The following is an 11,886-nucleotide window of genomic DNA, read 5'->3' on the forward strand; positions in this document are numbered from 1 at the left end:
GTTTTTCGCGCTTTATTAGCCCAACCGCACTCGCTCTTCTAAGGTGGCATTAAGTTGCTGAAGCGCCATCTCAGCTTGTTTGCGCCCTGTGATGTCTTCGAGTAGCCCATCTACGACCGTAATTCCTGAAATCTCGTTTAGAGTTGTGGTCAGAAGTGCCCAGAATTGAGTGCTATCACTTCGTTGCAGTTGAACTTCTTGCTCCTGCCGTTGCGGTGGCGGTGAATTGACTAACCGCGTATAGCAGTCGCGGGTATCCAGCAGATTCATTTCGTTTGCCTGAGCCAGTGATTCTGCGCCTAGTAGCTCTAGAAAAGCAGGGTTAGTTTCAATCAGTGTACCATCTGCACTAGAGCGGAAAATGCCGACTTTAAGTTGATTAAGCAGTCCTTGTAATCGGATTTCCAGCAGAGCCGCACGTTGTCGAGTTTCGATTCGCTCTAGAGCCACCCGAATGGCAGCGGGTACTCGGATATAGCGGTTTGGTTCTTTCAGGATATAGTCATCTAGCCCAGACTGTAATGCCTCGACTGCAATTTCTTCCGTTCCCGTGTTTGTGAACATGATGACGGGGCAGCGGGGATAATGCGCTTTGAGTGTTTTCAAAACCTCCAGTCCGTTACTCCAGCCCAACTGATAATCGGTAACAACTGCATCAAAAGCATTATTGGCGATCGCCTGCTCAAATTCTCTGGCATCAATAATTTCTTGCACCTGCAACTGTGGGAATTTCCGTCGCAGTTCACGAATGATCAGAGCGCGATCGCTACGGTTATCGTCAATGAGTAGAACTCGGAGGGGTGGTGTCATCAGTCAGTTTGTTCCGTGCGAGAACAGCGGTTGGCAGAGCAACCCAGAAGCGACTACCGTCCCCCAATTGTGATTCCACGCCAACTCGCCCGCCCATTCGTTCTATCCCTTTACGGACAATAGCTAAGCCTATGCCCGTACCGGAGTACCTTTCGGCACCGTGCAGGCGCTCAAAGACGCGAAAAACACGCTCTTGGTGTTCAGGTGCAATGCCTATGCCGTTGTCTACAATCCACAATTGTATCCAATCTTGATTATTTTGCCGCTCTTCCTGAGCGAAAATATCTACCTGAGGTTGGATGTCGGGTTCAACAAATTTAATCGCGTTGCTGATCAGATTAGTAACGACTTGAATCAAGGTTGAACGATGAGCCATAACTTGGGGAAGTCGAGACACAATGTGAATTTGAGCCTGCTTTTCCTGAATTTGGGCAGTCAATTGCTTCAGGGCTTCTTCCACCACTTCGTCTAATGCCGTTGGCTGTAGATTAATTTGAGTGCGGGTCAAACGGCTATAGTTGAGCAAATCGCTGATTAGCTCATTCATCTGAACCGCATCATCAATAATGGAATCAATATAGCTTCTGCAAAACTCCTCTAAATGATCGCCACAATCCTCTAACAGTGCTGTAGCAAAACCCCGCATCGTCCGCAGTGGTGCGCGCAAGTCATGAGAAACTGAGTAGGTAAACGCTTCTAGCTCCTGATTAATTTCCTCTAGTTGAGCAGTGCGCTCATTCACCCGTTGCTCTAAGGTGGTGTTGAGTTGTTGAAGCTCAGCTTCTGCCACTTTACGAGTTGTGATATCAGAACGAACGGCAATGTACTGATACGGTTTCCCAGCGGCATCTAAAAACGGTACAATTGTGGTCACAACCCAATAGAATGTACCATCCTTGGCGCGATTTTTAATTTCTCCTTGCCACACTTGTCCATTTGTGATACTTGCCCACATCTGCTGGAAGAATTCTTTAGGGTGATAGCCAGAGTTAACAATGCGATGATTTTGTCCGATCAATTCTTCTGGTGAGTACTTTGAAAGCTTACAGAATTTGTCGTTCACATAGGTAATGGTTCCTTGAATATCAGTAATGGCAACAATCGAGGATTGATCGAGAGCAAACTTAAAGTCTGCCAAGTCTTTCAACGAGCGCTGTAATGCCACCTCTGAGCGCTTGCGCTCAGTAATATCAAACAAGTTGACAATGCGATAGGGTAAATTGGGTTCATCTGGAACCATTGTGATATCGAGCAAGACTGGAAACACGGTTCCATCCTTACGCAGATGGACGGACTCAAGCATGAGATGTCCTACCTCATTCAGCCGTTGGATAAACTTGATTGTCTCTGCATGAGTTTCTGGCGGAAATAGATTGAGGATTGGGCTGCCTGTGAGTTCTTCAACCGTGTAACCATGCAGGCGAGCAAAGGCAGGATTAACCCGCTCCAGCATAGATCCTCGGCTAATGGCTAAGCCATGTTCTGCAAACTGGAAAATATCCTTATACTTCTGCAAATCCGCTTCGGCTTGTTTCCGTTCTGTAACATCAATCGCCATCGCCACCACGAGTCTTTTGCTACCTGTAACCTGTCCTAAGGGGGATGCGTAAATATCCCAAATCCGAGTGGTGCCTATCGCTGTCGTAATCGTATACTCTCCCATTGGGGTCGCACGCTGCAAAGGCATCACACGGGCAATCTCATCTCGCACCTGGTCTTGGCGATCGCCGTAGGCTCGTTGCAACCAATCGTCTACTGTAGGAATTTCTCGGATGCTATAACCCGTGAGTTCTGTCCAGACACGGTTCACTAGCAGCACCTCTCCATCCTCTGTATGCAGGAGGATCCCAAGAGGCGCATTCAAGAGGGCAGAACGAAAGCGTTCCTCACTTTGACGTAACGCCTCTTGGGTTTGTTGACGCTCAGCTTCGATCCGCTTGCGATCGCGAATATCTTTAACGACAGAGATAAAGTATTTTGGCTGTCCACTGGCTTCTCGTACCATTGACACCGTTAAGTTGATCCAAACCAGTGAGTTGTCCTTGTGAACATAGCGTTTCTCCATTGAATAGGTTTGAATCTCATTTCTTAGCATTTGGCGGACGTAGAATAGATCGACGTCCAAGTCCTCAGGGTAGGTAATCTCTTGGAACGTCCGTTGCAGCAATTCCTCACGGGTGTAGCCCACAATCTCACACAGTTTTTGGTTGACCCGCAGCCAGTGTCCATTTGGACTCACATGAGCAATTCCAACGGCGGCTTGATTAAACGTAGAGCGAAATAGTTGCTCTTGCTCTCGCAGTTCTATTTCTGTTCGCTGGCGTTCAATTAACTCGCGCTGCAAAGTTGCCGCTGATTGCCGTGCCTCCTCGATTTTTACCTGGGTTGTAAGCAAGGCATCCTCGTAGGTCTGAGACACTCGAATAATTTGGCGGCGAATGAAATAAGCAAGGACCGCGCCCACTCCTAACGTCAGAAACAAACTGGTTAGAATGACGGATTGGGTTGTTTGTTGAGCCGTCCGGGTGCGCTGATCTCGGAGTTGCTCCTCAGTTGTAATAAACGTAGCAATCTGCTGCCGCATCTGATCCATACTTTGTTTGCGGCGTTCTAAGGCACTAAGGGGTTCTAGTTCACTGCTCTGCTGCAGCGCGATCGCCGATGGAATTTGTTGTTTCCATTGCTGAAATTGGGCAATGAGTTGGGTCACTCGTTGAGCCTGACTGGGGTTGTCAGCAACGAGGCGCTTTAGCTGATTCAGATTTGAATTAATTACAGCGTTAGCTTGCTCGTAAGGTTCCAGAAATTCTTGCCTCCCTGCCAACAGATACCCCCGAATTCCTGTTTCCATATCCAACAACAGCTTCTGGGTATAGTTGGCTTGTGAGATGACCTGGTTGGTGTGGTCTACCAACCGCAAAGCAGATAACAACCGGGTAATCTGCCAAAGGGAAACGCCAGAAAGCAACAGTAACAGGATGAGCGGTAAGGCGATCGCGCGAGTCAGCCTGCGGCGAAATAGGGTTTGGGAGAGTGCAAGAATCATGCCCTTATGCTATACCCTTGGTGTTTAGACTAAAAACAGGCGATTGGCAAAAAGTAGTTATTTTTTACAAAAACTCGGAATGTACTGGTATGAGAAGGCATCTATGCTGAGGGCAGAGGAGCCAGTGCGGTGGACGGGTTCCCCGGCATAAAGCATCTGGCGTGGCAGAAGGGAAACCCCATAAATAAATTGAAATTGAGGGGTTTCAAACCTTGACGCCTTTTTTCTCGCGCTTTGCGTCTCGTTCGCGTAGCGTATCCGTTCGCCCTAGGCGTGCCGTTCGGCAATAGCCGTGGCGTTAGCCATAGGCATAGGACATAAAAAATCCTTTTACTCTTTTCATAAATAAATAATGGTGCCTTTAAACCCGCTTGCAGAGGGCAAAATATAGTTTCTTCCTTCAGCAAACGCTGCCTCCTGCCCTCTGCCTTTCTTCGGTAAAAAAATAGAAGGTTATCTGCAGTTAAGGGTTGGGGCTGGCTCGATTTCTCCTAAGTCAAGCAAAAACGACTCATCCTCAAGATATTTATGAAGGTGCCTCTTAGCAATATGTTGAACGTCATCTGAAATCCATTGATGTTCTTTTGGATTATTCAGAAGAAAGGAGTAATTATATATTATTGCCATGATCAAGAATCCCTCTACTATTTCTAAGTAACGATCAGGTAACTTGCGAATAGTTTGATACCCTTCAAAAAAGGAGGATCTCACTTGAGTTTGTAAATATTGAATTGACTCAGCAATATCATAAAGGTAGTATCCAAAACCACAACGAGCGAAATCAATTGGTCGAATTTGTTCGTTGTGAAATAGATAATTGCTTTCATGTAAGTCTGCATGAATTAATCCCCAAACATCTTGTGCTTGACCGAGTGTTTTCATCATGCTTTCAATCTTTTGGGTTGCGACTGTAAGCATCTTATAATGTTCTGGTGAAATCAAGCCATAGGACACTGCTGGGTAAAGTGCTGATAGTGCTGTACAAAGACGATTTTCATCAAATATTGGGCGTACAAAATTTTGTGGTAATTTCCATTGACTGCTATGGCGATGCAGTTGAGCTATTAATGAGCCGAGCTGGTAAGCTTGTTGTGGTGTTCGATGAGTATCCGCCGAGACGTAGCCATCAATCCAACGTAGCAATGAGCAATAAAAAACATCTTGGGTATCATCTGCTAACACTTGTGTCACCCATCTACCCTTGAGATTTTGCACTGGTTCTTGCACTATGACATTGGTGTCACGACGCAAAGCTTCAAGCCACAAAAGTTCTGATTCGATAATATCTGGTCTTTGCCATATATCATCCTGTAATCCTGAAAATGGTTGGTGGATACGGAGGAGGAATTTTTCTTCTGGTGCTTCCACATAAAAGGTCACGTTTCCACTATGACCCAGAAACTGAAGCTTTCCTTCAACTACAGTATATTGATTGAGTGCAGCCTTGGCAATACGTTCGTAAGTGTCAGTATTCATAGTTAAAATTAGCAACACCAATTTTATTGCGTCAACTCTAAATAAATATACTCCAACCGCACTGGCTGACGAGCAATCGAATCAAGAGGAATACCATCAAAGCGAGAAATAATTTCTTTTAATTCTAGTTGTTCTGGTACCCAAAAAGCTAAATCACGACCATAACGCCGAGGCGTGAAACCAGATTCTATTGCTCGTGCGATCGCCACTTCTTCTTCTAAAGTCTGCACAATCACAATTTCTTGTGCTGGAATCCTTTTTCTCAGTTCAAATAGACTCCCTTCAGCCAAAATCCGACCACTTTTTAAAATACCAATTTTGTCACAAAGACGTTCAGCTTCATCGAGTAAATGAGTCGTCAGCAAAATCGTAATGCCTTGATTTTTCAGTTGTTGAATTAATTCCCAAATTTCGTATCGCGCTTCAATATCTAAGCCTGTTGTCGGTTCATCAAGAATGACTAGCTTTGGTTGATGTACCAATGCAACAGCAATATTCAAACGCCGCTGCATTCCTCCGCTGAGAGTTTCTACCGGACTTTTTGCCCTATCTAATAAATTGACAGCTTCCAAACTTGCTTTGACTTGTTGACGACGAGTATGAGTGTCTAATCCGTAGATTTGAGCAAAAAAATTGAGATTTTCCTCACAAGATAAAGTTTTATAGAGTAAATTTTCTTGAGGTGCAATTCCAATTACTTTTTTTGTTTCTTCCGAAACAGGCTGGTTGTAGATTGTGATATATCCACTATCAGCTTTTAGCAAATTACAAATAATATTGATTGTTGTTGTTTTTCCGGCTCCATTTGCACCCAAAAGACCATAAATTTTTCCATGTTCAATATGCAGTGTCAAATCTTGAAGAACTTTTCTTTTCCCGTAAGCCTTATTCAAATTTTTGATTTTTAGCATAAGTTCAAAGGTTGAGAGCATCTCAATGCATGCAAAAATACTTGGCTAATAGAATTCTTGAACCAGTTGCACCGACTGTCGGGAATTGACCGCCCAACGCACTGGCGCTTGCTACACAAAATCTACCAAATGGCACGCTCGATAAGCCAGCAATCCAAAAAAGGCAAGTTCAGCCTGTTAAAAAGGCACTTGCAACTAACCACTTTTGACCACACCCGCCTCAAAATGACATGAATCCACATGCGATGAAAAGTCAGCATCATAGATGTACTCTCGGATTTGTTGAAAGCGGTGCGACGGATCTAATCAAGGTAGAACACCAGTAAAAAGTATCAATTTTTGTAAAGAAAAACTAGAGTTTTGCAGAAAAGAAGTCGCAGTAGCAAGAGAAACAGTTAGAGCAACACATCGGTTTTCAACTGGGTTGTATCGACACCAGATAGGTTTTGAGTATGATGCTAATTCGTGACGTTGTTCAACAGGCTATAACGACTGGTTATCTCACGGTTTGGGCAGAAGAACAATTACGGCAACTTCTTAGAACAAAGTATGATGCTGAAGATTTGATTGCTTTTATGACTTTGCAGGAAGCAGCAATGGCTGGGAGAGTTCGGCAAGAGTCGCGTGAAATCAGACGCTATCAGGGGCATAACGATGAGGACTAATTTTTTAAAGCTCATTCAGTAATTGTAGAGAGTTGAACTATGGTTTTTAGCAACTGCATTTCAAACCAACATAATTCTCAAGTCACACCGCAGCTAGAAGAGAACTTGCAGCTTAACAAGTTTCTGACGACTCCCGTAGCAAATGCAGTTTTCTGGGTAAAGCCAAACGCGCAGTTTATATACGTCAACGATGCAGCGTGCAGTCTGGTAGGTTATTCCCGCTCTGAATTACTCTTGATGACTATGCACGACATAAACCCAGACTTTTCGCCCCAAATTTGGGCAGAGTACTGGAAAACTATCAAGAAGCAAGGTTCCTTACACTTTGAATTTCTAGATTGGGCTAAGGAATGTCAAAGCTTTCTGGTCGCTATTAGCGTTATCTACATAGAATACAATGGCAGGGAGTATGGCTGTATCTTGATCCGCAATATCAGCAAATGCAAGCAGACTTCATCAGCCTTTGAGAAGACAAATGAAACGCCATCGAGAGTGCAAGAACTTTTGGCTCAATTAAGTCATGCTTATGAGCAATTATGCCGCGAGAAAGCTTTGCGCCAGCAGATGGAGGTAGAACTGGAAAAGTCCCTTTCTTTGCTTCAAGCAACTCTAGATTCCACTGCTGACGGTGTTATTGCAATTAGCTGCAAGGGAGATATTGTTAGCTTTAATCAAAAATTTGTCCAGATGTGGCAGATTCCAGATTCGATTATCATATCACGCAACCATAACCAGTGCTTAGCTTTTTATAAGAATCAACTTAAAAACCCAGAAACCTTTTGCAGGCGCATTCAAGAACTGAATAATCAACCGGATGTTGAGAGCTACGATACTCTGGAGTTAAAAGATGGGAGAGTTTTCGAGCGATACTGCCAACCTTTACGGCTAGGTAAACAAATTATCGGCACAGTATGGACTTTTCGGGAGATAACCAAACACAAACAAGCAGAAAAAGAAATTCGCTTGGCTCTAGAACAAGAAAAACAACTCGCTGAACATAGAGCGCAGTTTGTTTCTATGGTCTCTCATGAATTCCGCACTCCCCTACACATTATTTCATTCTCCACTAGCTCACTGAAACGCTATTATCACCACTTGAGCGAAGAGAAAAAACTACAGTATTTGCAGCGCCTTGAAACAGCAGTCGAACAGATTAGCCAATTGATGGATGAAGTTCTGATGCTGGGTAGAGCAGAAGTAGGAAAGCTAAAGTTCGAGCCAGAACCGCTGAATCCGATTCAATTTTGCCATGACATCTTGGCTCAATTGAATTTGAATCAAAGCTACCACCACACAGTCATTTTTGTCAATCAAGGTGATTGTAGAACAGTCTGCCTGGATAAAAAATTGCTACAGCCCATTCTCACGAATTTACTCTCGAATGCAATCAAGTATTCTCCAGTTGACAGCACAATTGATGTTGTACTATCCTGCCAAGAGAAAAAACTGATTTTCCAGATTAAGGATAAAGGAATTGGCATCCCAAAAGCAGAGCAACAAAGACTGTTTGAGCCATTTTATCGAGCTGAGAATGTTGGCGATATACCAGGTAATGGATTGGGATTGGCACTTGTCAAAAAGCTTGTAGACCTGCATGGCGGTCAAATCAGCGTGGCAAGTGAAGTCGGCGTGGGTACGACGTTTACAATGACATTGCCAGTCACTGAACCAGCCTTTAAAGATAATGAAAAAAATCTTAATAAGCTAAGATGAAGCACAAAATCGATAAATATTTCTTGAATGTCTGGAGGCGAAAGAGTTCAATGCCATCGGTGTAGAAAACGCTCGTGTCGGCGTTAATAAAGCACAATAAAATTAACACTTTGTAACAGCTTTAAATTGTTTGCAAGACAGAATAGATGTTCAATTTTAACATCTATTGCATTTTTTTTGAATGTATTTAATGGAAATCAAAGCGCTATCACTACCCTTGATAAAAAGCTGAAAATTTAAGATTCAAGAGCAAAAAATCCGTTAATGCCATTGCGCTAATTAAACTCTAAATTTAGGGATAAATGAGCTTGTCCAAGTTTAGCTATGAGGTCGGAGGTGCATATGAAGAAAAACAGGAAAGCTCTTTGACAAGAATTAACTTGCAAAAGTCAAGGTATATAATGACGAAAGAAATCAATTTCTACAAGCTTCTTCTCGAGCGTATTTGGTCTGATGAACAATTCAAAAACTGCTTCATTGCAGACCCCAAGCCTATACTATGTGAGTTTGGGGTGAAAGTTCCCAAGTTTTTAAAACAGATTGAAGTGCATGAGGATAGACCCAAATTGCGAAATTATATTTTGCCAATAAAAGAGCAACTAGAAAGGTACATGGAAGAACAAAACCCGATTATTGCTCAAGTCATCAGACAAGCTTTAGCTGATAATGCCTTCAAAGCCAAACTACTCCAAAACCCTAACACTGGTATGAAAGAGGCAACAGGTGAAGACTTACCTAAAGATTTAACTATTTGCTTTTACGAAGACACGTTAACTGTCAGACATTTGGTCATTCCTATCAATCCGGATAACCAACAACTGAATGACTCCCAATTAGACATGGTTGCTGGTGGAATCGCTTTTCCAATCTTGAAGCAACCTCAACCCTACATTCTTGGTCTAATTGCAATTGACAAGTTTTAGTATTTGAGGATGGCGATGTAGAGACGTTGCATGCAACGTCTCTACATGTGTGCAATCTATATCACTCTTTCTTGGAGCAGGTAACAATGACAAAGATTTTAGTGATAGAAGATGAGGCAGAAAGCCGAGAGATGTTTCTAGAATGCTTGGAAGCGGAAGGGTTCAATGCTATCGGTGCCCAAAATGGTCTTGTCGGCGTCCACTGCGCGCAGAAACATCTACCCGATTTGGTGATTTGTGACATCGTGATGCCAGAACTTGATGGTTACGGTGTCCTGACTACGTTGCGCCAAAATCCGGTGACAGCAATTATTCCATTCATCTTTCTGAGTGCTAAAGCGACCAATGCGGAACTTCGCCATGCTATGAAGTTGGGAGCTGATGACTATCTGACTAAGCCAACTACTGTAGAGGAATTATTGGCGGCGATCGCCACCCGATTAGAAAAACAAGCAGCCCTAAAACAGTGGTACACTGCTTTGCACCAAATCTCAACGCCTGACGTTACTGAGGAAGCGAAACCCACAACTAGTGAGTCGATTTTTCCGTCCTGTCCGCACTTAAGTGAGGTGTTCCAATTTATTGAAGAGAATTATCACCAACCAATTAGTTTATGTGACGTAGCCCAAGCAGTGGGTTACGCCCCTGGTTACTTAACCGACCTCATGCGACGCCTAACTGGACACACGGTGAACCAATGGATTGTGGAACGTCGGATGGCAGCAGCGTGTTCGTTGCTGTTGGAGACTAACCAGTCAATTGAGCAGATTGCAGAAAAAGTGGGATATCAGAATACGGGTCATTTCTTCCGTCAGTTCCGCCAATATCAGCGAACTACTCCTCAAGTTTGGAGAAACACGCATCGCATTTAACACCCCTCCCCTTGGTAAGGGGAGGGGAGGTTTTGGCGTCAGACAAAACCGAGGTGGGGTGGAGCGGGAATTGTGGGTAAGATGAGAGCATAATAAGAGCGTATTTACAAGGGTTTTGGGTTAAGTTGACACGTATTCCGGGATGCCCACCCCACAAGACTGGATAATTTATTTGTTGGAAATCCCTACATAATATGGCTAGGCACTCAGTGAGTACTGAGTGCATTTTGTCTTGTCATGACATCTGTGTTAACCAAATACGTACAAAATCAACTACAAAAAACTGAACCCGCCTAATGCTCTTCGGCGGGTTTTTCGTTTATCGTGTCTAAAATGCGATCTGCGCCAATGCGCAGCGCTAGCCCCGATAGCGGAAGCGTGCCGTTAGGCATAGGGGGCGCACTCTCGGACACTATCGCGCCACTCTGCCTGAGAGACTCATTTTCTTCCCTCAGGCGACTGATTCCCCCAGGAGTTTTTCCTTCAGTAGTGCAATTTCGGCTTTGAATTCCTCCCTGAGTTCCTCTGTGAGTTCTTTTCTTAGCGTTTGTAATCGCTCCTCCAATTCATCATATCTACCTGATACTCCCAAATAACTATCAATCAATTCCAGAAGTACCTCGGAAGCGTTTTTCCCCTCCTGTTTTACCTTGTCCATGAAAGCTTCCTTCTTTGCCGTGCTAATTCGCACCATTATTCGGTTATCTGCGTTCATGTCTTATTTTTGCGAATCTATTTGTTGACTACCCTCAAGCTATCAGTCTGTTTCAGTACTGACAACTGTACTAACAATATAACCCTGTTTAAAATTTCATTTTGTCATGACAGAAGTGTTGACATTGTGCATCAAAAATGTTTACACTATTCATAAGGCAGTAGGGAACACCCCAAGCCGAACGAAAGAAAAACCCCACCAGCACTCACTGGCAGGGCATTCAAACTTAAAACATAAGAAAATTCTAGCAATGACATACACCAAGCTTAACGAACAACAAATCCCACAATCCGAGTTAGCCTCGGTTGGACAACAAGCAACAGCCGGAGTACCGGATAGTCAATCTACAATCCAAGACTTTCTATCCGGGAAAGACAATCCAGATACACCCGTTTTTAGTAAGATTACGGAAGACAAAACCCCAGATAGAGAACCTATCAAACATTTGCTAGTTGGTTCTCCCAAAGCAGTAAGAGCCACTATTCACGCCTTGCAAGTCCTTGGTTACGCAGATGTTAGAGCTTGGAGTCCCCTGGTACCAACAGCCAACCCAGGTGAGGTGATGACCCTTATGAACCGCACCATTTCAGTACAGTAGCCGTTATTGCTCTAGGATATTCAGTAGTTTACGCCCTCAGCTAGCTGGGGGTTATTTTTTGGTGTTTTCTAGAAGTAGAGAGGGCTGTTCTATGCCCATACGTGTCAACTTAACGTTCAAACGTTTATCCCACGTTGGTTTACCCCACCCCCAACCC

Annotated in this window: 10 protein-coding genes; 5 read left to right on the forward strand and 5 right to left on the reverse strand. The window is 43.8% G+C overall.

Annotated elements, in window-relative coordinates; translation table 11 throughout:
* Positions 1-15: 15 nt before the first annotated feature.
* The 4 genes from DP117_RS30675 to DP117_RS30690 form a co-directional block, all read right to left on the reverse strand.
* On the reverse strand, positions 16-810 hold the full coding sequence (locus tag DP117_RS30675) for a response regulator (protein ID WP_169221976.1): 795 nt from the start codon (positions 808-810) through the stop codon (positions 16-18).
* Entirely contained in the window at positions 779-3,856 is a 3,078-nt protein-coding gene (locus tag DP117_RS30680) for a PAS domain S-box protein (protein ID WP_169221977.1), read from the reverse strand. Before DP117_RS30680 ends, DP117_RS30675 begins: the two co-directional genes overlap by 32 nt.
* 453 nt (positions 3,857-4,309) lie before the next feature.
* Positions 4,310-5,332 carry a phosphotransferase gene (locus DP117_RS30685; protein ID WP_169221978.1) on the reverse strand — a complete coding sequence of 341 codons (1,023 nt, stop codon included), beginning with the start codon at positions 5,330-5,332 and terminating at the stop codon, positions 4,310-4,312.
* A 23-nt stretch (positions 5,333-5,355) separates the two neighbouring features.
* A complete protein-coding gene (locus DP117_RS30690) occupies positions 5,356-6,243 on the reverse strand; it encodes an ABC transporter ATP-binding protein (protein WP_169221979.1) in 888 nt (295 codons plus the stop codon).
* Between the two features lie 452 nt (positions 6,244-6,695).
* Here DP117_RS30690 and DP117_RS30695 point away from each other — a divergent pair, with 452 nt between their 5' ends.
* The 4 genes from DP117_RS30695 to DP117_RS30710 all read left to right on the forward strand — a co-directional run bounded on the left by DP117_RS30695 (position 6,696) and on the right by DP117_RS30710 (position 10,416).
* Entirely contained in the window at positions 6,696-6,908 is a 213-nt protein-coding gene (locus tag DP117_RS30695) for a hypothetical protein (protein WP_169221980.1), read from the forward strand.
* A 39-nt stretch (positions 6,909-6,947) separates the two neighbouring features.
* Positions 6,948-8,621, forward strand: coding sequence for a PAS domain-containing sensor histidine kinase (locus DP117_RS30700; RefSeq protein ID WP_169221981.1), 1,674 nt, complete (start codon positions 6,948-6,950; stop codon positions 8,619-8,621).
* Positions 8,622-9,022: 401 nt separating this feature from the next.
* Positions 9,023-9,544, forward strand: coding sequence for an NHLP leader peptide family RiPP precursor (locus tag DP117_RS30705; protein WP_169221982.1), 522 nt, complete (start codon positions 9,023-9,025; stop codon positions 9,542-9,544).
* 86 nt (positions 9,545-9,630) lie between these two features.
* The gene (locus DP117_RS30710; protein ID WP_169221983.1) at positions 9,631-10,416 is read left to right on the forward strand and encodes a response regulator; all 786 of its coding nucleotides are present in this window, start codon (positions 9,631-9,633) and stop codon (positions 10,414-10,416) included.
* A gap of 451 nt (positions 10,417-10,867) precedes the next feature.
* On the opposite strand, the gene DP117_RS30715 is transcribed toward DP117_RS30710, so the two are convergent.
* The gene (locus DP117_RS30715; RefSeq protein WP_169221984.1) at positions 10,868-11,131 is read right to left on the reverse strand and encodes a hypothetical protein; all 264 of its coding nucleotides are present in this window, start codon (positions 11,129-11,131) and stop codon (positions 10,868-10,870) included.
* 250 nt (positions 11,132-11,381) lie between these two features.
* On the opposite strand from DP117_RS30715, the gene DP117_RS30720 reads away from it, so the two are divergent.
* Positions 11,382-11,729: a hypothetical protein gene (locus tag DP117_RS30720; RefSeq protein ID WP_248277899.1), complete on the forward strand. Its 348-nt coding sequence runs from the start codon at positions 11,382-11,384 to the stop codon at positions 11,727-11,729.
* The last annotated feature ends 157 nt before the right edge of the window (positions 11,730-11,886 follow it).

It is taken from the genome of Brasilonema sp. UFV-L1, from assembly GCF_012912105.1.
In the GTDB taxonomy this organism is placed as follows: domain Bacteria; phylum Cyanobacteriota; class Cyanobacteriia; order Cyanobacteriales; family Nostocaceae; genus Brasilonema.

Excerpts from the sequence above, each read along its gene's own strand:
- DP117_RS30695 (WP_169221980.1), top strand. The coding sequence starts at position 6,696 with ATGATGCTAATTCGTGACGTTGTTCAACAGGCTATAACGACTGGTTAT.
- DP117_RS30675 (WP_169221976.1), bottom strand. The coding sequence starts at position 810 with ATGACACCACCCCTCCGAGTTCTACTCATTGACGATAACCGTAGCGAT.
- DP117_RS30705 (WP_169221982.1), top strand. The coding sequence starts at position 9,023 with ATGACGAAAGAAATCAATTTCTACAAGCTTCTTCTCGAGCGTATTTGG.
- DP117_RS30685 (WP_169221978.1), bottom strand. The coding sequence starts at position 5,332 with ATGAATACTGACACTTACGAACGTATTGCCAAGGCTGCACTCAATCAA.
- DP117_RS30715 (WP_169221984.1), bottom strand. The coding sequence starts at position 11,131 with ATGAACGCAGATAACCGAATAATGGTGCGAATTAGCACGGCAAAGAAG.
- DP117_RS30710 (WP_169221983.1), top strand. The coding sequence starts at position 9,631 with ATGACAAAGATTTTAGTGATAGAAGATGAGGCAGAAAGCCGAGAGATG.
- DP117_RS30680 (WP_169221977.1), bottom strand. The coding sequence starts at position 3,856 with ATGATTCTTGCACTCTCCCAAACCCTATTTCGCCGCAGGCTGACTCGC.
- DP117_RS30690 (WP_169221979.1), bottom strand. The coding sequence starts at position 6,243 with ATGCTAAAAATCAAAAATTTGAATAAGGCTTACGGGAAAAGAAAAGTT.
- DP117_RS30700 (WP_169221981.1), top strand. The coding sequence starts at position 6,948 with ATGGTTTTTAGCAACTGCATTTCAAACCAACATAATTCTCAAGTCACA.
- DP117_RS30720 (WP_248277899.1), top strand. The coding sequence starts at position 11,382 with ATGACATACACCAAGCTTAACGAACAACAAATCCCACAATCCGAGTTA.